Source organism: Paenibacillus polymyxa (assembly GCF_001719045.1).
In the GTDB taxonomy this organism is placed as follows: domain Bacteria; phylum Bacillota; class Bacilli; order Paenibacillales; family Paenibacillaceae; genus Paenibacillus; species Paenibacillus polymyxa_B.
In genome coordinates this window covers 3,210,288-3,235,581 of sequence record NZ_CP015423.1, presented here as the reverse complement: position 1 = coordinate 3,235,581, position 25,294 = coordinate 3,210,288, and the positions used below count along the sequence as shown (strand labels likewise).

General features: G+C 47.3%; 20 protein-coding genes. 9 read left to right on the top strand and 11 right to left on the bottom strand.

Going from position 1 to position 25,294, the window contains the following annotated elements; all coding sequences use genetic code 11:
- Positions 1-2: 2 nt before the first annotated feature.
- From AOU00_RS14415 to AOU00_RS14395, 5 genes are all read right to left on the bottom strand, one after another.
- Positions 3-893 (bottom strand): carbohydrate ABC transporter permease, encoded by an 891-nt coding sequence (locus AOU00_RS14415; protein ID WP_069290894.1) that lies wholly within the window; start codon positions 891-893, stop codon positions 3-5.
- Positions 893-1,774, bottom strand: coding sequence for a carbohydrate ABC transporter permease (locus AOU00_RS14410; RefSeq protein ID WP_069290893.1), 882 nt, complete (start codon positions 1,772-1,774; stop codon positions 893-895). Before AOU00_RS14410 ends, AOU00_RS14415 begins: the two co-directional genes overlap by 1 nt.
- A gap of 63 nt (positions 1,775-1,837) precedes the next feature.
- A complete protein-coding gene (locus AOU00_RS14405; RefSeq protein ID WP_069290892.1) occupies positions 1,838-3,112 on the bottom strand; it encodes an ABC transporter substrate-binding protein in 1,275 nt (424 codons plus the stop codon).
- A gap of 182 nt (positions 3,113-3,294) precedes the next feature.
- Entirely contained in the window at positions 3,295-3,858 is a 564-nt protein-coding gene (locus AOU00_RS14400) for a DUF420 domain-containing protein (RefSeq protein WP_023986646.1), read from the bottom strand.
- A gap of 295 nt (positions 3,859-4,153) precedes the next feature.
- Positions 4,154-4,429 (bottom strand): GNAT family N-acetyltransferase, encoded by a 276-nt coding sequence (locus AOU00_RS14395; protein WP_069290891.1) that lies wholly within the window; start codon positions 4,427-4,429, stop codon positions 4,154-4,156.
- Between the two features lie 200 nt (positions 4,430-4,629).
- On the opposite strand from AOU00_RS14395, the gene AOU00_RS14390 reads away from it, so the two are divergent.
- The 3 genes from AOU00_RS14390 to AOU00_RS14380 all read left to right on the top strand — a co-directional run bounded on the left by AOU00_RS14390 (position 4,630) and on the right by AOU00_RS14380 (position 7,156).
- Positions 4,630-5,595, top strand: coding sequence for an ATP-dependent DNA ligase (locus tag AOU00_RS14390; protein ID WP_069290890.1), 966 nt, complete (start codon positions 4,630-4,632; stop codon positions 5,593-5,595).
- Between the two features lie 110 nt (positions 5,596-5,705).
- Complete coding sequence (locus tag AOU00_RS14385) at positions 5,706-6,248, top strand: MarR family winged helix-turn-helix transcriptional regulator (RefSeq protein ID WP_069290889.1); 543 nt, start codon at positions 5,706-5,708, stop codon at positions 6,246-6,248.
- Positions 6,233-7,156, top strand: a complete 924-nt coding sequence (locus tag AOU00_RS14380) for an alpha/beta hydrolase (protein ID WP_069290888.1) — start codon at positions 6,233-6,235, stop codon at positions 7,154-7,156. Before AOU00_RS14385 ends, AOU00_RS14380 begins: the two co-directional genes overlap by 16 nt.
- A gap of 62 nt (positions 7,157-7,218) precedes the next feature.
- Here AOU00_RS14380 and AOU00_RS14375 read toward each other — a convergent pair whose 3' ends face one another.
- Positions 7,219-8,151 carry a manganese-dependent inorganic pyrophosphatase gene (locus AOU00_RS14375; RefSeq protein ID WP_069292051.1) on the bottom strand — a complete coding sequence of 311 codons (933 nt, stop codon included), beginning with the start codon at positions 8,149-8,151 and terminating at the stop codon, positions 7,219-7,221.
- A gap of 365 nt (positions 8,152-8,516) precedes the next feature.
- Here AOU00_RS14375 and AOU00_RS14370 point away from each other — a divergent pair, with 365 nt between their 5' ends.
- Positions 8,517-12,809 carry a S8 family serine peptidase gene (locus AOU00_RS14370; protein WP_069290887.1) on the top strand — a complete coding sequence of 1,431 codons (4,293 nt, stop codon included), beginning with the start codon at positions 8,517-8,519 and terminating at the stop codon, positions 12,807-12,809.
- Between the two features lie 83 nt (positions 12,810-12,892).
- Here the strand turns inward: AOU00_RS14370 and AOU00_RS14365 are convergent, their stop codons facing one another.
- The gene (locus AOU00_RS14365) at positions 12,893-14,383 is read right to left on the bottom strand and encodes a sensor histidine kinase (RefSeq protein ID WP_069290886.1); all 1,491 of its coding nucleotides are present in this window, start codon (positions 14,381-14,383) and stop codon (positions 12,893-12,895) included.
- Complete coding sequence (locus AOU00_RS14360; protein ID WP_069290885.1) at positions 14,380-15,066, bottom strand: response regulator transcription factor; 687 nt, start codon at positions 15,064-15,066, stop codon at positions 14,380-14,382. The genes AOU00_RS14365 and AOU00_RS14360 overlap by 4 nt, the downstream gene beginning before the upstream one ends.
- Before the next feature lie 288 nt (positions 15,067-15,354).
- Here AOU00_RS14360 and AOU00_RS14355 point away from each other — a divergent pair, with 288 nt between their 5' ends.
- From AOU00_RS14355 to AOU00_RS14335, 5 genes are all read left to right on the top strand, one after another.
- A complete protein-coding gene (locus AOU00_RS14355) occupies positions 15,355-17,673 on the top strand; it encodes a glycosyltransferase family 39 protein (protein ID WP_069290884.1) in 2,319 nt (772 codons plus the stop codon).
- Positions 17,674-17,690: 17 nt separating this feature from the next.
- A complete protein-coding gene (locus AOU00_RS14350; RefSeq protein ID WP_069290883.1) occupies positions 17,691-18,782 on the top strand; it encodes a glycosyltransferase family 2 protein in 1,092 nt (363 codons plus the stop codon).
- Between the two features lie 3 nt (positions 18,783-18,785).
- Complete coding sequence (locus AOU00_RS14345) at positions 18,786-19,208, top strand: GtrA family protein (RefSeq protein ID WP_069290882.1); 423 nt, start codon at positions 18,786-18,788, stop codon at positions 19,206-19,208.
- Positions 19,205-20,086: a UTP--glucose-1-phosphate uridylyltransferase GalU gene (galU, locus tag AOU00_RS14340; RefSeq protein ID WP_069290881.1), complete on the top strand. Its 882-nt coding sequence runs from the start codon at positions 19,205-19,207 to the stop codon at positions 20,084-20,086. Before AOU00_RS14345 ends, galU begins: the two co-directional genes overlap by 4 nt.
- A 144-nt stretch (positions 20,087-20,230) precedes the next feature.
- Complete coding sequence (locus tag AOU00_RS14335; protein ID WP_069290880.1) at positions 20,231-21,058, top strand: class I SAM-dependent methyltransferase; 828 nt, start codon at positions 20,231-20,233, stop codon at positions 21,056-21,058.
- 168 nt (positions 21,059-21,226) lie between these two features.
- Here the strand turns inward: AOU00_RS14335 and AOU00_RS14330 are convergent, their stop codons facing one another.
- From AOU00_RS14330 to AOU00_RS14320, 3 genes are all read right to left on the bottom strand, one after another.
- The gene (locus AOU00_RS14330) at positions 21,227-21,973 is read right to left on the bottom strand and encodes a glycerophosphodiester phosphodiesterase (RefSeq protein WP_069290879.1); all 747 of its coding nucleotides are present in this window, start codon (positions 21,971-21,973) and stop codon (positions 21,227-21,229) included.
- Between the two features lie 88 nt (positions 21,974-22,061).
- On the bottom strand, positions 22,062-23,123 hold the full coding sequence (locus AOU00_RS14325; protein WP_069290878.1) for a hypothetical protein: 1,062 nt from the start codon (positions 23,121-23,123) through the stop codon (positions 22,062-22,064).
- Positions 23,124-23,147: 24 nt separating this feature from the next.
- Positions 23,148-25,043 carry an HSP90 family protein gene (locus tag AOU00_RS14320; protein WP_069290877.1) on the bottom strand — a complete coding sequence of 632 codons (1,896 nt, stop codon included), beginning with the start codon at positions 25,041-25,043 and terminating at the stop codon, positions 23,148-23,150.
- Positions 25,044-25,294: the final 251 nt, after the last annotated feature.

The following is a 25,294-nucleotide window of genomic DNA, read 5'->3' as shown; positions in this document are numbered from 1 at the left end:
GCTTATCCTTTTACCGCTCCCGCCAGACCTTCCATATAGTAGCGCTGTGTAAATAGGAACAATATAATGATCGGCAGTACCGAAATCATTGTGCCTGCAGCAATCCAGCCGAAGTTATAGGCAAATTGACCGTTGAGATACGTGAGCGCAGCTGCCAGCGGATATAGCTCCGTATCGTTCAAAATAACGATAGGCCACAGAAAGCTGTTCCAGAACGACATCGCCTCCAATAGAGAGATTACAGCCAGCGCTGGCTTGACCAGCGGAAGCACCAGCTGCCACCAAATTCGGAACTCCGAAGCGCCGTCCATTTTACCGGAATCACGCACATCGGTAGGAATATGAATAAACGTCTGTCGCATTAGAAAAATGTTGAAAACGGAGACTGCCCCAGGCAACACCACACCCAAATAGGTATTGCCTAGATGAAGCCCCTGAATGGTCAGATAATGCACAATAAATGCGGTGTAGGAAGGAATAATCATAGTGGCAATCAGCAGCGTAAACACCAGATTTTTACCCTTAAAACGAAATACAGCCAAGGGATATCCTGTCAGACTGGCGAGCACCACATTGAGCACAACGCCCAACACCGTAATGATGACCGTATTCAGCATATACTTTGGAAAATTCATGAACTGCCACACCTGAACGTAGTTGTCGAAATCAATAAAGGTCGGAAAAATAGCGGGTGGCGTTGAAAAAATGTTGCGGCCTGGCATGAGGGATACGCTGAGCAGCCATAGGAACGGTCCCATTAAAAAGAGGGCGAGTAGCACTAGAAGCACGTAGATGACCGTCATTCTCAGTATTCGAGCAAGACTGCGCATGATGCGGCTGCTTTCCTTTTTAGGAAGAGATGAGCGTAGCATTTTGTCATCCTTTAGATTCATCAATAGGGATTGACACCGCCTTTCCTATTGAATCGGAATACGATAATACTAAGTAGGGCAATCATTGCACCGACAATTAAGCCAAGCGCGGAAGCATATCCAAAATTAAACTGCTCCATGCCCTTTTGAAAAATATACAAGCTGGATGTCAACGTGGCCGTTCCCGGCCCACCCTTGGTTAGTACATATACTTCATCAAATACGCGAATAGCTGACATGAGCGATATAAGGGTACAGAACAGAACGTAGGGTCTCAGCAGTGGAAGAGTAATATGGACAATCAGACGCCATCGGCTTGCTCCGTCGACTCTAGCGGCTTCGTACAGATCTTGGGGAATATTTTGTAATCCAGCCAGATAGAGCATCATATAATACCCGAGTCCCTTCCACATTGTGATGAACATTAGTACATACAATGCCAAGTTGCTGTCCGATAACCAATGGATGTCTTTGCTAATCAAGCCGACCTGCATGAGCAAGTAGTTCACTATGCTGTTTTTGCCCAACAGCCAGCTCCAAATTAAGGCTACCGCTACCATCGAAGTCACAACAGGGATGTAGTAGGTCGTACGAAATATTTTAATTCCCGGGATACGGCTATTCACAAGCACAGCCATCAGGATGGAGAAAATTTGAAGAAAGGGGACAATGAGCACGTACAACAATGAGTTCCAAATCGAAATAAGAAAGTTACGGTCCTTAAACGCCGCTTCAAAATTATCCAAGCCGACAAAATGGGTGTCTGATATGACCGAGTAGTCCGTCAATGCCAGCGGAATGCTGTAAATAATAGGCCAAAATACAAAGACGGCAAGCAATAACAGTCCCGGCGTCATAAAGGCCCAGGCCGTAAAGGACTCCGACCTCAACCATTTGATCATGCTGCATCACCACCTGATTTTGATAAATGAACAGGGGAGTATTCACTTACTCCCCTGTCAAACCTATTGCTTTAAAATATCGTTCACTTCCTGCTCCAAAGCAGTAAGCGTCTGCTTCGTATCCGTGCCATTTAATACCATATTTTGTAAAGCTCGTGCGATGGCACTATTCACATCTTTGGCATTAGGCACACCGACCATATAATCTGTCGCCTTATCCAAGCTTTGCGCGGATACTACCTTGGCTTGTGCTTCTAATGATTTGTCAGACTGAGTAAAATATGGATCTTTAATGGAGTCTTTCGTGGAAGGTAGTGTATTCGCCGCTTTAGAAAAAGCTGTTTGACTCTCTGCGTTTGTCAAGAAAACAGCAAATTTCACTGCTTCGTCCACATGTGCAGACTTAGCAGGTACGACCAGGTCCATGGAGTTGGAGAGTCGCACATCGGCTTTGCCGGTTGGGACAGGGACAGCAATTGTGTTTTTATAAACATCCGGTGCTGCCGTTTTGATAAAATTGATGAACGTCGGGCCTGCCAGCTCGAAAGCAACCTGCTCGCCGGCATAATATTTCACTTGTTGTGAGAATTCAGCGTCTTCCTTGAGTACAATGCCATCTTCCATCTGTTTCTTTAGATTATCAATCATAGTGACTGCTTCTGGTGTGTTGAACGCCGCTGCTGTCTTTTCTTTATTTAGGATAGGAATGCCGTCCACAGCGAAAAGCTTGGATACAAGCTGCTGAGCATAGCCTGCCCTGCCAATTTTTCTATTAATTTGACGGCCCCATTCAGACAATTCCTCCCGGGTTTTGGGCGGATGAGCAGGGTCCAATCCGGCAGCTTTGACCAGCTTTGTATTCATGTAAAGCACTTCTGTACCGGTATACCAGGGTAGCGCATAAGCTTTACCGTTAATAACTGTAGAATTATAAATACCCTCGAAATAAGCAGCCTTTTCCTCGGGCGACAAATGCTCATTCATATCAACAACAGCACCCTTGGAGCCCATCTGGCTAGCAAATTCTGTATTGAGATTGACTACATCTGGACTGCTGTTACTAGCGATACTTGTCAACAGCTTGTTGGTTACTGCGTCATAAGGGTAATCCTTCCAGTCAATTTTGACATTGGGGTTCTTCTGCTCATAATCGGCAATCACCCGATTGAAATACGGGGTAAATGTAGGTTGTAGTGCAATGGTCCAAAATTGCAGTGTTACTTTCCCTCCGTCAACCTTTTCCGACTTTGATCCTCCACCACCGCAGCTGCTCAGCAGTACAACCAGCGCTAGCATAGATACAAGCAACCGTAACCTGCCTTTCGCTTTCTTTGTCACATGGTGACCCCCTTGTTCTTAGTTGATTAAGGCAAATTATAGCAGAAATACCGCTAAAGAAGGAACGTTTTTTCAATAAAATAAATTTAGAAGGAATAATTTTTCTTTTATTGGATACAAAAAAGGCGTCTCTTCAGCAGAGACGCCATTTCCCTAAATCAACCCGCAAAGGGTTTAATCTATTAATAGTATGGGGCCATGAAAACGTACACCAGTACCCCGGTCAAGCTCACATATAGCCAAATCGGCATCGTCCAGCGTGCAATCTTACGATGTTTTGCTACCTGCATCGTCCATCCCCATACAACCGTGAACAGGGCCAGCGGTACAATAATCGCAGCCAGTATACTATGCGAAATCAACAGCGTAAAGTAAATCGGCCGAAGGATACCCACCCCACCATATTTTGCAGTTTCCGGCGAAATGTAGTGAAAGGTCAAATAGGAAAATAAAAATAAAACGGTACTGGCGAAGGCCAGCAAAACAAAGGTTTTATGAAGCTTAATGTTCTTTTTGAAAATAGCAACCAGTGCAGCCACCAGAAAAATAAATGTGAAGCTGTTAAAAATCGCATTCAGCCTTGGGAAAATAGTGAGATCAAAACTCACACTACCCTGGTATCCGATCGGCGAAAAGAACAGCAGCAAAATAATCACGTTGGCTATTATGGAAACGGTGATAATCAAGGCTGTAAAATTACGATTGCTCGTTGGAACGTACTGCTTGTCCTCACTCGCTTTATTCATCATGAGCGTCTCCTTCGTTTAAATTCAGGTTTTCGTTACTGTTGTAGTCATAACCATAATATATTATATAGAACTCATGGACAGCCTGTGAAGTGACAACAGTATGAACAATTTCATAGCCATCTGTCAGAAAATATGCTTCAACATTTGAGAATAGCCCTTTACTTCCCTATATCAACGGTAGAATGCATTGATTTTACAAGCTTTATGCACACAAAAAAAACACCGGGAAGGTCTGATTACCCGCTCCGGTGTTGTATCGGTTATGCAATTAAGCAGCCTTGATGATCCATATTCATTGCTGCCATACGTCACTGTATTCCTTATGGCGCTTGAACAGAGCAAGCGCGTACGAGCAAGCAGGAATAACCTTTTTATGCTCATTCCTTGCCATATCAACCACTCGGTCGATAAGCTCCTTGCCGATTTTTTGACCCCGTAACTGCTCGGATACAAATGTATGGTCAATGACCAACGAGTGGTCATCTATGGATTTATAGCCTACTTCTGCAACTACCTGCCCATCATCCACCATGACTACTGCATGGTCCTCCTCGCGAATTTGTCTCATGAAACCAATCTCCTTTCTGACTGAAGAACATCCCGTTACAACTCCATGCTAACGAATTACGAATTACTGCAATCACTTCATGCCGGCGCAAGATATCCTTATCATTCCCCTATTTAGGAATCAGCGAAACATCACATACATAAAATAAGATCTATCGTCGACACTATATTTATTCCAATGAAGGCAAGGGAGGTGCTGCGTTGCGTACGGAATTAAAACCTGTCATCCCGTTTGAACCGGAACTGAGCGAAAAAGTACCTGTAGATGCAACAGGCCTTTGGCGTTACGAAATAAAATGGGACGGTACGAGAATTTTGACGTATCACGACCAGGGCAGCACGCGTCTGTTCAACCGCAAACAGCACGAACGAACGCTTTTATACCCGGAGCTTGCTCTCTTCCCCTCCTACTGTAAGGCTGATTCGGTCATATTGGACGGGGAAATGATCGCACTCGGTGCCGACGGTAAGCCATCGTTCCATGAAATTATGCGAAGGGATCTGATTCGTCGAACGGATCGAATTCAGTCAGCCTATGAAGCTGTACCCGCTACTTACATGTTGTTTGATATTGTTTATCTGAACGGGGAGTGGGTTCATCTTAAACCGTTACAGGAAAGGCTTGAACTGCTGCATCAGATCATCATACCGAATGAACGGATTCAACTGGCTCCCGCTCATCCTGATGGACAAGCTCTATTTCAGGTCATGTGCAGCCAAGGAATGGAAGGCATTGTGTGTAAAAAGCTGGATAGTCCGTACACATTGGGCGGAAAAGACGGACGATGGGTCAAGGTCAAAAATTATGGCGATATCATTGCCGTCATCGGTGGCTATACCCTAAACGGAGGCATTATCAATGCTGTGTTGCTGGGCCAATATGATAAACAAGGCATGCTGCGCTATATCGGGCATGTGGGTACAGGTAAGCTGACTCGGGAAGATTGGCGTCAGCTTACCGAGCGCCTGCTGCCACATACCATATCGGAGCGACCTTTTAGCAATAAACCGGATCGGCATCAAGATGCATTTTGGGTGCAACCCATGTATACCGCCAAGGTTCAATATAGTGAGTGGCGGTGGCAAGAAGGACGTACCCTGCGTCAGCCCTCCATACAAGCCTTTGTGAATCAGAGCCTCGATCAGTGTATCGGTCCCTGGATATGACGTTTTACAGATATATTTTAAAAAAATGCGGAACAAAGTTTGTATAAATCATTGCAACCAGTGGTTAATTAAATTACAGTTAACTAATTAACTACATCGAGGTGGATCGCATGTTCTTTTTTTTGGACTCCGAAATTCGTCAACTGGCCTATAATCTCTTTCCAGGTGGCAATAAACCGATTGGTGTTTTGGTAGATTTATTTTCCATAACGTATGAAATACGCAAAAATATGGAAAAACGTTCACGTGAATTTGGTCTCTCCTACGGGCAATATATTGCGCTTTGTGTACTTTCAGCGCAAAGAGATGAAATGTCATCTCCTTCTGCTTTGGCTGATAAGATGGGTGTAAGCCGGGCAGCAATCAGTTCTATGGTTATTTCTCTCGAACAAGAGGGATTCATTAATAAATATGACGATCCCAATGACAAGCGGGGAGTGTTCGTGTCCCTGAACGATAAAGGAAGAAGTAAAATTCAACAGATGGATCCGTTTTTCGTAGGGCTGGCTTCACGTCTGATGTCAGACTTTAGTGAGTCGGAAATCTGTCAGTTCCAAACCTATTTGTCACGCGTACGTTCTGCGTTTGAAGATGTTAAAGGTTCGCGTCTAACCGACTCCAGAGAGGAGAGAGAAAAATGGTGCGAAGACTGAGACAAAAACTGTTCGTCAAACTTGCTCGCATATCGGCTGGCAGAATGGTAGCTGCGTCCGATTTCAAACCTTCGCATTCTCCCAAAGTACATCGGAAGGAAAGGATCATCCCCACCTCTATTGGTGACTCCAGGGTGATTGTATATGAACCTTCTCACCGGTCTGCTGATCCACTCCCTGTATTCGTTAATTTCCATGGCAGCGGTTTTGTAATGGGTAGCGCCGAAATGGATGATCCCTGGTGCCCGGTCATTGCTGAACGTGCGAATTGCGTCGTCGTTAATGTCGATTATCGCTTGGCCCCAGAACATAAATTCCCTATCCCGCTACAGGAAAGCTATGAGGTGACCCAATGGTTGTACAAGCATCCTGATGTGCTTAACGTAGATCCTCAACGCATTGCGGTCGGGGGACACAGTGCGGGTGGCAATCTAGCGGCAGCGCTGTGTCTTATGGCCCGGGAGCGCAAGGAATTTCCGATTGTATATCAGGTACTGGATTACCCACCACTGGATATTGCTACAGATCCCAAATTGAAACCCCAATTCGAGAAGGGGATCCCGCCACGAGTAGCAAAGATCTTTAATGAAAGTTATCTGAACTCACCAGATGAGGCGCGAAATCCGTTGGTTTCCCCCATTTTTGCAGAATCACTACATAATCTCCCTCCTGCTCTGATCATAACCGCGGAGTTGGACTCCTTGGCTGACGAAGCCGAGTTGTATGCCAAACGGCTGATTGAAGCAGATGTCCCCGTGAAGTATAAAAAATACATGGGTGCCGCACATGCCTTTACTCATAGCGGCGATCTCGCTGTAGCTGAAAACGCCTGGCATCTGATGAGCGATCAGTTGAAATTGGCATTTGAATTCCGCATCGGAGATGTCCTGGCAGAACTGAAGAAATAAAAATAAGCCTCCTGCTTCCACTGCCATTATGCAGTCGGGCTCAGGAGGCTTATTATTTATCATTACAAACTGTTAAAAGCGTCAGTCAATACAGGCACAATTTGCGATTTGCGCGATACAACGCCTTTTAGAACAGCCTTATTGTCGTCCAACTGAACATTATAGGCTTTCTCAACCGCTTGTGCTTGGCTTCCCATGGCAATACCAATGGAATCACTGTTCACGATGTCTGTTACAACGAACAGGAACAGATCGAGATTTTTGGCCTCAATGGTTTGGGATAATGCAGCTTCTAGGTCAGCTTGACGCGATAGCACATCGTTGACGTCTACTGCGTTCACTTGAGCAATTTCCACTTTGCGACCATTCATCTGAAATTCTTTGGCATCCAGACTTACTAACTGTTCAATGGTATGACCACTCAAATCAGCTCCCGCTTTAAGCAAGTCAAAACCGTAACGATCTGCATCTACACCAGCAATTTCAGCCAGTTCACGAGCAGCAGCTACGTCTTGATCCGTGCAAGTTGGGGATTTAAACAACAGGGAATCGGAAATAATCGCGGACAACATTAGACCTGCGATTTCTTTCGGAATCGCTATACCATTTTCCTTGTAGAGCTTGTTCAAAATGGTGGCTGTGCAACCCACTGGCTCAGCTCGGAAGTATAACGGCTGGCTTGTTTCAAAGTTAGCGATCCGGTGATGGTCGATGACTTCAGTTACACGTACCTTGTCAATATCAGCGGCGCTTTGCTGGCGTTCATTATGATCGACCAGAATGACGTTGTCCGTTTCAGCAGCAACCTGCTCAACCAGACGTGGCGCGCTCACTTTGAAATAATCCAGTGCATACTGGGTTTCCCCGTTCACCTCGCCCAGACGAACCGGCTCTACGTCCGCGCCCAGTTTGGTTTTTAAGTCTGCATAAGCAATAGCTGAGCAAATGGTATCCGTATCCGGATTTTTATGCCCGAAAATCAACGTTTTTGCCAACATAATCGACTCCTTTGCCTTAGGCATTTTACATGATTGTGAAACCTCAACAATTCCAATGCAGATTATATCATTAAATCTCGCATTCTCCCATTCCCCTTTGATTGTTTTCAAAAATAATCTAGTAAATTCATAACATTTCCATGGAATCTACATGTAATGTTACCCTTATTTTTTCTAAAAATATAAAAAACATATAGTAATATATCCCACCAATATGGTAAGATATGCCTCAAAACTGGCAAGTTAGTCACCAGTGGTCAATTCTATTATTTTAGATATTAAGGGAGGCGTGAGAACAACGGCAGTGGCTTCAAATCCTAGTATGTAGACATATCATATTTTGATTGAAAAGAGGGAAATCTTTGAAAAAGCCGATCATTTTGAAAAAAATACCTGTCGTATCACTCGCTCTTGCCTTGACGGTAAGCTTGTCTCTGCCGTCTGTCAGTTCTGCTGCTACCGCAGATCTACAACTCAACTCATTTTTGGAAGCTCAGCAAGCATTGACTATTGAGGCGGCTCCGGCCTTCATTTCGCCAGAGCTAAGTACAGACTCTTCCCGCCAGGTCAGAGTCATCGTACAGCTTGATGGTGAGCCCTTAGCCGTAGACAAATATGCGGCACGTTCAGGCGTCCAAGCTTTCACAGCTCAATCTGAGCAAAAAGCGGAATCCGCGATTGCCAACGAGCAAACTACGTTCGTGGACCAAGCCGCTGAGCATGGTATTTCTCTCCAGGTGAATTACCAGTACAACACAGTGCTTAACGGCTTGGAGGTCACATTGCCAGCCAATAAGATTCCAGCACTGGCTAAACTGCCAGGCGTAAAATCCATTCATGAAAACAAAACGTATTATTCCATCCCCGTACAGGACCCGCCAACACTTACAGCCAGTGAAGCCACTTATGATAACGCACCGCTGGACCAGATTGGTGTTCCTGAAGCCTGGGCCAAAGGATTGAATGGCGAGGGAATCAAGGTCGGGGTTATTGATACCGGTATCGATTATGAGCATCCGGACTTGAAAGAAGCCTATAAAGGCGGATATGACTCTTTTGAACAGGACAACGATCCTTACGAGGAACCGTTCCTTGAAAAAGAGAATGACCCATACGGCACAGGTTTTAGCGGAACGACACATGGTACTCACGTCTCTGGCACGATTGCCGGTAAAGCCGCAAATAAATCCTCAGATATTGTACAAAAGGGTATTTCCTATAAATCGGACTTATACGTGTATAAAGTGCTTGGACGCAATACCAAGACGGGTCGTTCCTCCGGTTCCTCCGCACAGGTCATTGATGGCATTGAACGCGCTGTCAAAGATGGTATGAACGTCATTAACCTGTCGCTGGGCTCGGATTCCGAAAAGGACCCGAACTCCCCGGATTCCATTGCTATTAATAATGCTGTACTTTCCGGCGTAGTCGCGGTCATAGCGAATGGTAATGCGGCACAGGATGGCCCTTATTTTTATTCCATGGGTTCTCCCGCAACATCACAGCTGGCGATTTCCGTCGGTGCAGCTACTTCGCCGAGCAAAAGCTTCTCGGGTACAGCTTCGGTCACCCGTGACACCTATTGGGAGGCTAACGGTGAATTGAAAAAGACCGTAACTAATGATGCTTATGCACATTATGATTTTAATTTGATGGGCTGGGAGACAGGCAGAGAAGACTTTTCCTCCATTTTGGGAACTGCCCCTTATGAGCTCGTATATGCGAATCTGGGACAACCTGATGATTTTGAAGGGAAAGACTTAGCAGGAAAAATCGTCCTCGTTTCACGCGGCAACTTGGCATTCGTGGATAAAATCACAAATGCGAAAAAAAACGGCGCGAAGGCTGTTATCGTTTTTAATGGGAATACGAAAGCGGGCGACATCACCAAAGCTGATTTAGGGGAAAGTATTTCAGGTCGCGATGACTACGTTAATTCCAATTTGGGTGACAGCTTTGACTTTATTCCAACCTTTGACATGAAAGGTAAGGAAGGCCGTGCACTGGCTAAACAAATCGTAGACAACGCTGGAGAAAAGTTCTCAGTTTCCTTTGGAGCAGACTATATTCGCACAGATAATGCAGGTAATACCATGGCCGATTTCAGCTCCCGCGGACCGAACGGAGATGAACTGCTCAGTATCAAACCAGACGTGAGCGCACCGGGGGTTGGCATTTTATCAACCTACCCTGCTTTCGCCAAGTTCTATCCAGATGCATCGTATGAGCAGGCTTACAAACGTAGCAACGGTACAAGTATGGCGTCTCCACATGTGGCTGGACTTGCTGTACTGCTGAAGCAGCAGCATCCGAACTGGACACCGTTTGATATCCGCGCTGCGCTCGCCAACACTTCGATTACACTCTTTGATGAGGATAAAATCCAATATGATGTGTATTCCCAAGGTGCAGGCCTTGTAAACATCGCTAATGCGATTCAGACGCCAGCCCTGCTGGAAACCGTCGAAAAGATTACGATTCTCGACAAAAACTTTAATCGGCAGGAGGTTGTGAATTATAATCCTTCCGCCAGCTTCGGGGTGTTACGACCTGGTAGTGATGCGAAGCAGATTCAGCTTCAACTCAAAAACTTGTCGGCTAACACTGTGCAATATGAAGCCAGCACCGTTTTACATGATAATGTAACTTCTGATCCAACTCAACCGATTGCTACACCTGACGTGAGCAACATTGCCGTTCAGTTGCAAGGTGTGGGCGCGAATGGAGCAATCTCGGCAGAACCGGGTAAATCGCAACCGTTCTTCCTGTCTGTACAACCAAATTCGGGTGCAGCCACAGGTGTATATGAAGGGGAAGTTATTCTGAAAAGCGCCGGACTGCCAACACTTCATCTGCCGTTCGTCGTTCATGTGGGCAAAGAAAATCCTACAACTGGCTTCGGCTTGCAGGACTTGAGTGTCACCAACCCGATTATTTATCCGAGTCGTACAGGTGCTCAACGTTCAACAGATTTGACATTCCGCCTGACCACAGATAAAACCAACCAGATCGCGCTTTATGTATACGGCGTAGATGATAAATTAATCGGTCTGATCGATGGAATTACGACCTCCAAGGAACAAGGTGACAATGCTCGCCTCAAACAAGGTGCATATTCCTTCAAGGATATTGACGGAAGTTACGTCGAATTAGATGACAAGGGAAAACCTGTTCTGGATGCTAATGGTCAGCCCGTGATTCAGCATTTGAAGGACGGCGTATACAAGCTGGAAGTCAGTTCTCCAGAACTGAATAAAGACGGCGAAGTCGTACGCAATGCCGACGGCCCTAAACTCTTCACCGCCACTAAAGCTATTCGCGTGGATAATAGCGCCGCATCTAGCGGTAGTGGTGGAGGCGGAGGTGGTGGAGGTGGCGGTAGAAGCAATACTACACCTTCTGCTACAACGAACACATCCACTCCTGTCCCTACATCTGCACCTTCACTTCAAAGCGTTGTGAAACAAGGACAGGCTGTTAAAACTATCACTACAGCCGTTGCATTGAACAATAATGTACAGTCGCTGACAGTAACCGATGCAGATTTGCAGGCTGCCGTGACAGCAGCAGGTTCCAGCCCGACAGCTATTGTACTGTCGGCTACTAGCCAAGCAGGCCAAACGACGAAGGCATCGCTCACTTCCACACAACTGGTAACGCTGGGCAAGGCTTCAGCAGGAAGCAGCTTGATTGTAAGCAATACAGGTTCTTCTCTGGCTTTGCCAGTATCCGCTCTGAAAAATGTTCCTGCTGGTGCAGGCATTGAAGTGGTAATCAGCAGCCAGGCAGAGGCGAGCAACACTTTTACAAGTAAACTGAAAGGCTCCAATGTGATCGGCACCCCGGTAGGGTTTGAAGCTAATGTTGTCACTGGTGGCAAGAGTCAATCGCTCAAAGTTGCTCCAGGACAGTTTATTAGCAGATCCTTTACCGTACCTGGTCAAATTGATTCCAATACAGCCGGTGTACTCTACACGGCAAATGGAAATGTCTATCCCGTTCCATCCGTCTTCACCAAGCAGGCTGATGGATCTACCGTCGTCAAGGTAAGCCGTCCGGGCTTCTCGACGTATGCAGCGGCGACACGTCCCGTTAGCTTTGAAGATATTTCATCGTCGTATGCCCAATCGGAAATTCAATCACTGGCGAACAAGTTGCTGATTAACGGCACGACTGACACGACTTTCTCACCGAAGAAGAACGTGACGCGTGCAGAATTTGCAGCCCTGGTAACCCGAGCACTCGGCCTGACACCAGGTACTGCTGCACCATTCAGTGATATCCCGGCAGGTAGCTGGTACTCCGGCGATGTAGCAGCCGCTTATGAAGCTGGTTTGATTACGGGTCGCAGCAGCGACAAGTTTGATCCGAACGCTAATATCAGTCGTCAAGAAATTGCTGTCGTGCTGGGTAAAGCTGTAGACCTGCTTCAAATCAAAGCTACAGCCGATGGCCCTGCACGCACACCGTACCATGATGCTTCATCCTTTGCAGGCTATGCCAAGGACAGTATTGAAAAAGTAAGTGCAGCAGGTATTATCAACGGAGAAGCGATCAAAGGCTCCTCCTACTTCCAGCCGAATGCACCTACAACCCGTGAGGCATCCGCCAAGGTGCTACATGTACTTTTACAAAAAGCTTCGCTGATTAACTAACAATAGAAAAGCCTCCCGAGCCGTGTTATAACCAAAGCTGCGGTTCGGGGGGCTATTTTTATGTTACGCCATAATCTTAAAAACTATACTGTTCCCGCTAAAGGTAGCGTTACTTTGAATACACTTCCCGTTCCCGGTGTGCTTTCAGCCGTAATGTTCCCGCCGTGTGCTTCCACGATAGACTGTGTAATGGCCAGACCAAGGCCCGCCCCGCCTGAGCTACGTGTACGCGATTCATCTCCACGATAAAAACGCTCAAATATCCGCTCCAGCTGTTCTTTACTCATGCCTGGTCCGTTATCACGAATTTGGATATCCACCAACTTCTTACCCGCAGACAGGTTTACCTGGATCACACCTCTTTCCATATCAGTATGCTGAACAGCATTATGAAACAGGTTGAGCACTACCTGCTTGATTTTATCCCCCTCTGCCAACACCCGTATACCTGCCGTCATATCAAAAACTACCTTACGTGTACCTGCCAGCATAAGGAGCTGCGGTTTCATTTCCAACAGCAACGCATCTAGTGGTATGTCCTCCAGTTTCAACTCCGGTGTTCGGTCCAGCTTAGCCAACAATAGTAAATCAGAGACCAGTTTATTCATCCGCTTGGATTCACCGTACATACTTTCTAGTGCCGATTGAAGCTGCTTCGGATTAGATGCTGCTCCACGAAGCAGCACTTCCAAGAAACCGTGAATAGATGTGAGCGGGGTGCGCAGTTCATGGGAAGCATCCGCAATAAATCGTCTCATCTGCATCTGCAATTCCCGTTCGGCAGCAAACGAATGCTCCAACCGTTCCAGCATCCCGTTAAATGAAACTGCCAAACGATCCACCTCATACTGCCCCTGCTCTGCGTCAAAGCGCTCGGCCAGATTGCCCGCATCAATACGTTTGACTGCCTCGACCATCCTGGAAAGGGGCACCAATGTGCGTCGCAGCACAGGAAGCATAAGCGCCAACCCAATCGCAAGCGCAATCAATGACAATAAAATAAAGGTGCGGAGCTGGTTAATCAACTGCTCTTGCATAGAATTCGTGGATACGCCCATTTGAAGTAAACCGGACGAACGGTCAGGTGGACCGAGCGGACGGAATACAACCAGTTGCTCTTTCCCCTGAGCATCCCTGATTAATTGATAGCCGTGACGCATACGTTTGCTCTGCTGCATCGCTTGATATTGCTCAGTGGTGAGACGTGGCGGCTTAAGTCCGTTTTCGTTGGACAAGCTCTGGAAGGTACCGTCTGTATCTATAGAAGCGAGCGACATATCCGGCCAGAACAAAAACGGCCCCGGTCGATTATTCCTCCGATTAGTTTGTTCTTGGGGAGCGGTTACCCTACTCTGCTCCTGTGAATCCTTAATCAATAAATCGGCAGGAATTGAATTCAGCTGCGTATCCATAGCTTCTGCCCGACTACGATACAGAAAATCTTTCATCAGAAAATATTGTAGAAAACCAATCAATACGAGCAGCAAAGCCAAAATGAGTAACGTTCTGGCTAAAAGTTGGGACCGGAGAGAACGGAGCGCATATTTTCTCCGACTTTTTCCTCCCGCCTTCATAGCAGATCCACCCGGTATCCCACACCGCGCAGCGTACGAATGACCCGGTGCTCCTTGTCTTTGAGTTTTTCACGTAAGGAGCGGATGTACACTTCAACAATATTATCCTCGCCCCCAAAATCGTACCCCCATACCCGGTCCAGTATACGACTTTTACTCAGCACAATCCCGTGGTTTAGCACCAGAAACTTCAATAGTTCATATTCGGTAGGCGACAGCTCCAGCACCTGACTCTGATAACTAATTTCCTTCCGTCGATCATCCACTTGAAAGGGTCCGTGAATCACTTCGCCCAGCAGATCGGGGAACTGATTGCGCAAGCGCGCTTCAATGCGAGCCAGCAACTCATTAAAACTGAAGGGCTTCACGACATAATCATCCGCGCCGATTTTCAAACCCTTTACCCGATCGTCTACATCATCCTTGGCGGTCAGCATAATAACCGCGATGTTATCCTCCGTCTCCTTGAGACTTTGGCACACCTCAAAACCGTTCATTTCCGGCATCATCACATCCAGCACCGCTACATGCGGACGAAACTCTCTTGCCAAATCGAGCGCTTCACTCCCGTTCTCGGCGGTTCTAACTTCATATCCTTCATTAATCAGTCCAAGCTCTAAAAATTGCAAAATATGAGGCTCATCATCTGCCAGCATAATTTTAACTCCGTGTATTGGATTCATTATTAATCTTCCCTTTCATGTTGCCGCATTTTTCTCATAAAAAAGTCGGTTCATTTTTTACCTGTATCTAATATACCTGAATCCTGTCGCAAAAAAAGCACCTCTGCTCAGCTTTCAGCTAACGTTCAGGGAGCGCTCAGAACCCATTAAGGTACGTATGGCATGATAATAGCAAGCCGGTAGTTCACCGGGCCAAGATCAGAAGCGACTGGTCATTCCGCAGTCCTGAAGATAGCGGCTAGAACAATGGAATAAATACAAAGAATTTTCACAGGGAGTGGAATGAACATGATTAAGAAATGGTTTAAGACCAGGGCGGACATCCCCCTGATCATCATTATGCTGATATCCGCATTTTTGAACGGATACAACATCTGGCAAGACAAATATGTAAACACCTACTATACGACGGCCGTAGCAAGCATGCTACAGAGCTTTCACAACTTCTTTTTCGCCTCACTTGATTCTGCCGGATCAGTAACGGTAGACAAACCGCCTGTGGTGTTCTGGATTCAGACACTGAGCGCCTATATATTTGGGCTTCACGGATGGAGCGTTATCTTGCCACAGGCGCTAGCTCAGGTCGGATCGGTCTTGCTCGTTTACTTGCTCGTCAAACCGAGCTTCGGTACGATGGCCGCACGATTGGCCGCCTTCGCCATGGCAACGACACCGATAGCCGTAGCGGTCAGCCGCACGAATAACATCGACGCTATGTTGGTCTTCACACTGTTGCTCGCAACATGGCTATTGTTCAGAGGCATTAGAAATAGCAAAACCGGGCTGATCCTTGCTGCTTTCGCAGTCGTAGGCATCGCCTTTAACGAAAAAATGTTGCAAGCCTATATGATCGTTCCCGCACTGGGTTTGTTCTATCTGCTGGCTTCCAAGTTTAACTGGAAGCGAAAAGCAGTAACACTGGCAGGATCAGCAGTTGTCCTCCTGATCGTATCGCTCTCCTGGGCAGTCGTAGTGGACTCCACTCCGACAGATGAACGCCCTTATATGGGGAGTAGCGGTACCAATTCTGTGCTGAATTTGGCCTTTGGTTATAACGGCCTGTCCCGTCTGACAGGAGATCAGGGTACAGGTGGCAATCGTGGCGGTGAACGCACAGATCGGGACAATATCGCTACAACGAATAGCAGCAATACGAACACAGATCAAGCTCAGACGACTACATCATCGGACAGCACTACCACTACGGATGACTCTGGTGCCAACAACATGGCAACAGGCGGATTCGGCGGTAACGGACAAAGTGGTCCTGGAGATTGGCAAGGTGGCCAGGGTGGACCAGGCGGTGGACCGGGAGGAAATTCCGGTGGTGGCATGTTCGGCACTGGCGAAAAAGGACCTTTGCGGTTGTTCCAATCTTCCTTGTCAGGTCAAGCCAGCTGGCTGCTTCCATTCGCATTGATTGCTTCCATCGGTCTGCTTGCAAGCATTCGACGTCGTAATATCACACAAAAGCACAAAGAGGTCATCTTCTGGCTGGCCTGGTTGATTCCCGTAGCTGCATTTTTCAGCGTAGCAGGATTCTTTCATCATTATTACCTGATTATGCTCGCACCACCAATTGCAGCGCTCTTTGGAGCAGGATTCGTAGAATTGTGGAAGCAGTATCGTGAGCGTTCCAACTGGCTCTCCTGGCTGTTACCCGCCGCAGTATTGGCAACCTCGGTATTTAGCTGGTTTGTTTTGCAAAATTACAACGATACCATTGGCAGCGGCTGGTCCATCGCGGTATTGACCCTAGGGATCATCGGCACGGCGCTATTGGTAGTAGCACGAATGAAATCTGAGAAGTTCACAAGATTCGCCATCATTGCAAGTGTACTCGCTATGTTTATCGGCCCTGTGTACTGGGCATTGACACCGATCGTCTACGGGGGGAACAGCATGATTCCACAAGCCGGACCGACTCAATTTGGCGGCGGTGGTGGGGGAATGCCGGGTGGCAATGATCGCAATAGAGGCCAGAGCGCTAATGGACAACAAGCCGAGGGAACTCAAACGAATAACCAGACCAATAATACAGAGAATTCCGGCCCTGATGGAAATACTTCAAGCACACAAACAAGTACAGACACGGAACAAAAATCTTCTACCCGCTCCAGAGGGATGGGGGGACCAAACGGCAGCCAAGGTTTAGATCAAAAAACGTTGAGCTATTTGCAAAAAAACAACACAGGTGAAACCTACCTTTTCGCAGCAAGTAATTATTCAACGGCTGCTCCTTACCTGGTCGAGGCCGGACAAAAAGTAATTATTATGAATGGTTTTGTATCTTCCGATCCAGTCTATACCGTCGATAAAATCAAGGCGCTGGTCGAAAGCGGCCAAGTGAAGTACTTCATGATTTCTGGTGGAGGCGGCGGACCGGACGGAGGTAACTCTGAAGTCACTGCATGGATCAAAGAACACGGCAAAGTGATCCCTACAGATGAATGGAAAACAACAACAGGCGAAACAAGTACAGACGTTAAAGCAACCGAGAGCGGAAGCGACACCACAAACAGCAATGCAAACGCCCAGGATGGTCAAGGTGGCCCTGGCGGAGACGAACTTGGCGGAAGCGGTACTTTATACGAAATCACATTATAAATGAGGAGGAACTACGAATGAGTGAACCTATCCGTTATTCCATAGTTATTCCGATGTACAACGAGGAAGCCGTTATTACGGAAACCTATCGGAGGCTGAAACAAGTCATGGGCTCAATGGGTGAGCCCTACGAGCTGATCTTCGTAAATGATGGAAGTTCGGACCGCAGCGTCCAATTGATCAAGGAATTCAGTCTCAGAGATGACACCATTGTATTGATTGATTTCTCTCGCAATTTTGGTCATCAGCTAGCGATTACCGCCGGGATGGATTATGCAGTGGGAGAGGCGGTCGTCGTCATTGACGCCGACCTCCAGGACCCGCCGGAACTGATTGTTGAGATGGCTAACAAGTGGAAGGAAGGCTATGAAGTAGTCTACGCCAAACGGCTCAAACGCAATGGTGAAACTCGCTTCAAGAAATGGTCTGCCAGCCTCTTCTACCGTGTACTTAAAGCATCAACGGATATTAATATCCCGGTCGATACCGGAGATTTCCGCTTAATGGATCGCAAGGTTATAGATGAATTGAAACGGCTGCCGGAAAATAACCGATTCGTTCGTGGACTGGTCAGCTGGATCGGGTTCAAACAAACTGCTGTAGAATATGAGCGCGACGAGCGGCTCGCAGGCGAAACCAAGTATCCGTTGAAACGAATGATCAAGCTCAGTCTGGACGGAATCACATCCTTTTCGATTAAACCGCTTAAGCTGGCAGGGTATATCGGCGCACTTCTATCCATGTCCGGCTTCCTGTATCTGATGTACGTATTGTTTCTCAACTTTTTCACCGATTTCTATGTGATGAAGGGCTGGTCGTCTATGATTAGCATCAGCCTGATCTTCGACGGGTTGATCCTGATCATTCTCGGTATTATGGGTGAATATGTTGGACGGATTTATGACGAAACCAAAGCACGCCCGCTTTACATTGTCCGTGAGCATCTGGGTGGACAATACGAAAACGGTCCGACACATGCTATGAAAGCCCCTGAACCCCGTGAATCCCTGTACATGCAAGGAGCTCGTGACAGTCTGATTTCGGCAGGACGCACAGTGCGCGGCAACAGTGCGGTATATACCGGACCCAAATCCGGTCATGGAGCCTAAACCATGAAAAGTCGCATGGCCCAGCTGCTTCCTATGATCCGATTTGGTATCGTAGGTCTGGTGAATACGGGTGTAGATTATATCATTTTTATGCTGCTGGCTTGGGTCGGGGTACCGGTTATTGTGGCGCAGATCATTTCGTACAGCTGCGGCACAGCCAACAGTTATATTTTGAACAGCAAATGGACATTCAACAAACAACTATCAAACAATACTAATAAGCGTCAATTACCTAAATTTATCGTCATCAACCTGATCGTTTTGGGGATAACCTCCTTATTACTGCAAGTGCTTCACACTGGAACCGAGCTGCCACTTGCTTTAGGCAAGCTGATCGCGACCGCAGCCGGAATGATCATCAATTATATCGGGAGCCGATACTGGGTATTCGGTTCCCCATCACGAAAGGAAAGTGAGTTTCTATGAGAAAAATTACAAAAGCTGTTATTCCAGCCGCCGGATTAGGAACCCGTTTTCTACCAGCTACGAAAGCTTTACCGAAAGAGATGCTTCCAATCGTAGACAAGCCGGCTATTCAATATATCGTAGAAGAAGCCATCAAGTCCGGAATTGAGAGCATCATTATCGTAACGGGGCGTAATAAAAAAGCCATCGAGGATCATTTTGACAAGTCTGTGGAGTTGGAGCAGGTACTGGAGAGCAAAGGTAAATACGATCTCCTACGTGAAGTTCAAAGCATCGGGGGTAAAGCAGTCATTCACTATATCCGTCAAAAAGAACCCCTCGGCCTGGGACATGCGGTCAGCTGCGCTCGTCAGTTCATTGGCGATGAGCCCTTCGCCGTGTTGCTGGGCGATGATATTATGAATTCCTCCACCCCGGCGATTCGTCAAATGATGGATGTTTACGAAGCGACTGGCAAGCAAGTGGTCGGCGTGCGCACAGTGGAAGAACAGGATGTAAGTAAATACGGCATTATTGACTCCACTCACCAGAACGGTCTCATTCACGAAGTCGGTGGGCTTGTTGAAAAACCTTCTTCGGCAGAGGCTCCTTCGCGGCAGGCAGTCATTGGTCGGTATGTGTTGGAGCCTTCCATTTTCTCTATATTGGAAAACCTGTCCACTGGAGCGGGCGGTGAATACCAATTGACAGATGCCCTTCATCAAGTAGCATTGCAGAACCAACTGCTCGCATTAGAGCTGGAAGGCACACGTTATGATATTGGAGATAAAGCTGGATATCTGGAAGCCGTGCTCCACATGGGTATGCAACGCGAAGATTTGCGTCCGATGCTTGACTCCATGATGCGCGAGTGGGCGCTTGCTTCAATGATAAAATAGGGGAATTGCCTCCCTCCGAAATCCGACGGGTGCTGTGAAATCACGAGAGTAGATGGATGAACATGTAAACTTGTACAATAAAGGAGTACATCAGCATTTGAATCTACACGGCCGCCCAGTCGAAACTAAGGAGGAAAAGGACCTATGATACCTGAGGGAAATCTGCAAAGTAATGTGGATCGTTTCAACGGTTTTGCCGACAACTACGATCAGCATCGCCCGGAAGCGCCGACACTCGTCGTGGAAATCATCAGCCGCTATCTGGAGCGAAACGTAGAGCTAGTTGCCGATATTGGCTGCGGTACAGGACTTTCAACTTTCATATGGGAAAACGCCGCTCGGCAAATCGTCGGTATCGAGCCTAACCCGGACATGAGAGGAAAAGCACAGCACAAGCTGGAGACAGCAGGAACGACAATAGCAGGAACCATTTCCTTCAAAAGCGGGTTCTCCAACAACCTGCCCTTTGAAGACGGAACTGTAGACGTCATTACCTGCTCTCAATCCTTTCACTGGATGGACCCCGAGAGCACGCTTCAGGAAGCGGGCAGGGTCTTGGCTCAGGGCGGCGTGTTTGCGGCCTTTGACTGTGACTGGCCTCCGGTGCTGCAATGGCAGATAGAGCAAGCTTATATAGAGCTTATCACCAAAGCGGATACCCTTTTGGAACAGGAAGCCCCAGTAGAGCAACAAGCTCATAAATGGAGCAAGGATCAGCATTTAGCTAATCTGCACCGCAGCGGACAATTCCGATATACCCGGGAGATTGTCTTTCACAACCGTGAGCAGTGTGACGCAGCTCGCTATACAGGGCTCGCTCTCAGCCAAGGGGGTATTCAAAGTCTCTTCAAACTTGGCAATCGAGCGCTTGACGACGATATAGCCCGCTTCGTGAAGCTGGTAGAGAATCATTTTCAGGGCAGAACACTAGATATCCTGTTCAGCTATCGCATGCGGCTCGGCATCAAGTAGAAAGGAATCAAGGTCATCGTGGATGATACGCTCTTCGGCTTAAGGCAAAAAAAGACTCTCCCTCGCCTCGTAAAAACGAGTGCGTATAGGAGAGTCTTTTTCACTTCAATAAATAGCCACAGTCATATACCTGCAAACCTAAGTCGCAGTTCCGCTGTGTGTTTCGACTTAGGAAGAGCGAACAGCCAACAAATGCGCCAACCGATCAGGATAGTCCGTAATGATGCCGTTCACCCCGGCCTCCAGCAGACGCTTCATTTCTTCCGGTTCATTCACCGTCCATGGGTGGTAGACGACGCCTAATGCCAAAGCCTCTGATACAGCTTCTGGTGTAACAACTTGTTTGTAGGCATGAAGTGCTGTAACCCCGAACTGGGTGGCATACTCCGATGGACGAACCATAATTTCAATATACAGCGCCCCCGTCTTGATCTCAGGAGCAAGCTGCGCACAGAGCGCCAGCGATTCGTGATTGAAGCTGGATATGATTACCCGCTGTTCCAACCCAAAACGCTTCACGGCAGCAATGACCTCTTCCTCCATTCCCGGATAGAGATAAATGCTATTTTTCAACTCTAAATTAATAATTGTATTCGAGGACTGGGCTAGTTCCAGTAGCTCATCCAGCATCGGGACCCGCTCACCTCGGAATTTCTCATCAAACCAACCGCCCGCATCCAGTTTGTTTAATTCTTCCAGCGTAATATCCCTTACATCCAGTGAGCAACCTGTCGTACGCTTCAGCGACTCATCATGAATCAGCACCAGATGCCCATCTTGGGTACGCTGCACATCCGTCTCTATACCTGTTGCTCCCAGTTCCAAGGCGTGGCGGAATGCCGCCATCGTATTCTCGGGACATACACCTGAAGCTCCGCGGTGTGCGAAATTAATCACCTTTTCGGTTACGGTCACAACATAACCCCTCCTGTCATTTCACAGGAACATTATACCTGCTCATTGTTTGGGCTGTATAAAATATTCGTCACAGCTACCACTTCTTCTATGCCGTTTGAACAATTTTCCCGATCCAATCGGAATAAAACGTATTCCCGTTCCGTCGATCAAAATCAGCCGCCGCTGATTCTGCCAGTGGCCTAAAATACGCAATGATTTCTGTCAATGTGCGATCCTCTCTAGCCCATTCCAAGGAAGCCGGCAACCGGATCAACCGTTTTTCTCCCGAAGTATCCAACTTTTGCAGTAGACTCACCATCGTCGCGTAAAAATACATCTGCTCCAGCCCGCTCTCATAGTCCAGTGCCATATGTAGATGACGCTCTACCACTTCGATTCCTTGAATTGGATCGGCAATCGCCAAATATTCGATATGCTCCGCTATCGTTTTCAGGAAGTCGCGTTCATCCCGAATTAGGCGATAGCCTTTGCGATGATTCTCCTTTGCCTCATCAACCTCGCCTTGACGATAAAGCGGCAACAGTACCTGAGAAAGCGTCACATGCGGTACTTCTGCACATTTCATCCGTCCCGACAAAATCGGTTTTGCCACGGCAAGCGCCTGCTCGTCTTCTCCGGTCAAGTAGTAGAAACGCACCATCTGGCTTTGCTCGCAGGCCTCACAATCACTCATACTGTCCCGCTCGACCGAGCGGAAGGTATCCAGATATCGCCGTGCTTCATCCAGTTCACCCATGTCCATCGCGATGCGGAACTTATAATAGTAATATGGACGCTCATTATACCCATATTCGGCATAACGTCTGCGCATATCTTCCGCCAGATCTTCTATTTGAGTCTTCGATATATTGGAAAAGCTGCACACCTTCCCGAGTATCCATTTGTAATTCCACAACAGCTCATCTGCGTCGTATTCCTCTGGATTTTGATCAAATTGGCCCAGCTGCCACGAAAAAGCAATCAGCGACTTCAATGGATATCCGTTAAAAATAGCGCAGTCTACAATCTCTCCCCGGATTTCATAAGCAAGTTCCTTCAACCCGGATGTGTCTGCCAAGCGGACAGCTTCTTCCAGAATCGCCAGCTTTGCTGCACCCCCGGGCAGATCCTGCGCCTGTTCCATCAATTCATATATCGTATCTTCCATTTGGCTCCCCCTATAATTACGCAATTACGCATTTTGTCCGTTCCCTAATCCCCAATTGATAAAATGCAGCACACTCCGATTCATCAGTCCCAACTCACTGCGGTTCATCGGGTAGTGCCCCATCATAAGCGCATTCACATACATCATTTCTGTAGCTGCCGTGACCATCTGCGTATCGGTAGCTTCAAGAATCCGCGCCACCACCGGGTTGTTCAGATTAAAGTATAAGGTGGAATAGCCCGAATTTTGCTGAACTCCTGCTTTCAGACTATCAAGCACATTGGAAAAAAGTGAGGTTGTCTCCTCAACCGTGTTTTCCATAGAGCGCAAGGTCAGGGCATCCTGAGAAATAGTATACAACACTGGCAAACTCACAGGCTCAAAACGCTTCAACTCAGCGCGGCAACGCATCGGCTGCAAAGCAGCATCCATGACACGTAGCACACCGTAATAACTCTCGCGTTCTTCCTGCGTTAGCCCGGTAAATGAAAGAGATACTTCCTCAGGGCTAAGACGCTCTGTTTGCAGGTTAGGGTCAATCCAATGCAGCTTTTCCAAAATGTCTGAATCATAAATATAGCCGCCATTGATCACCAACATGGATTGCGCCGCCGCCACATGCGTAATCTGACGATACTCATCTACTGTCGATGTGTAATGCAGTGGACGTCCGTCCGCCTCTTGGATCAGTTCTTTCAGCTCACGCCGCCCAAATGTACTTTCGAAGGAAAACCAACGGTACATTATCCGCAAAAATTCATCATCCTCCACGGCGAGCGCCTTCATGGACAGCTCATGCAAACGAATCCAGTGCTGCAAGCGGTCTGGCTCATACTGCGCCATGCGTAGCAGTTCTTCCCGAATACAGGTCCCCAGTTCAGAACGAACATCGTCAAGCTGCTCATTTTCATAAAAATACTCACGTGATGCCGTTGGTTGCAATTCATCTGTCCAAATCAGGCTTTTAATGAAGAATGCCCATTCCGGCAAAACATTTTCCGCCTTGTCCGACACCAGCATATGCTTCAGGTACACCCGATGCAGCCGCTTGCTGTTCAGATTAACACTGCGAGGCAAAATGAATGCAATCCCGCCTGTTCTGCCCGATGTCGTCCGCAACGGTATAAAATCACTGAAGCGCTCGCCCATCAGGCGATAGCCTAAATCCAGTACCTCACTACGGCGACTCCGTAATTGATCTGGGTCCTGCATCCAGCTCGTCGACGGAAGATTGACCCGTTTGGTCTCCCCATCTACAGACAGCATGACCGGATACGGCAGCAACGCCCCATAATAGAATAGAGACTCCTCCACCTGCGCTGGCTCATAATAAAACTCACTTCCCGGCTTGCAGCGCAAATAAATTTGTGTCCCTACAGGCAGCTCGGTTTCCAATCGACGAATCGTATACGTCCCATCCGGCTTCCCTCTCCATTCCATGGAGATGCCTTCCTTCACCGAGCGGGTCAGCACTACAATTTCATCGCTCACCATAAAGCAGGATAGTAACCCAATCCCAAAGCGTCCGATAAACGAAGTCTCAGAAGCCAGCAAATCGGCTCCCTTCTTGGAAGACTGACCGATGATCGACAAAAAACGGTGAATGTCTTCTTCTGACAATCCAATGCCGTTATCCTGAATCATCAATACCTGATGCTCCCCGGAACCAGATAACTCCACGATGACTTTACCTTCATAGTCGTTACTCTCAGAAGCTGTATCTTCAAGGGCCTTGTCTTCTTGTAATACATTACTTTCAGCAGCAACCTTCCGCAGCTCCTTGCGAGCCGTGATCGCATCTGTTGCATTTTGCAGAACCTCACGTATAAACACTCGCGGACTGCTATATAAATGATTGGCCAAAATATCAATCATACCGCCCAAGTTCACTTGAAAACGATATTCGTCTGTTTGACTCATACAGATCATTCCTTTCTCGAAATACTACAACCACCATTTGGATTTAAATAGACTGTCTTTTAAAGTATAACGTGGATTTAAGTCGGATTGCACACCCTGCATTTCAGATATCAGTACGTTGACAACGATATAATAGGGTCTTTTTTCACCTGGGAAGTCTGGCACTGGGTCTAATTAACTTCATAAAAATGTACGGAGTACGAGCACTTAGTGAATAAGGATCATCTTTGTCTAGTTAAATTTAGTAATAA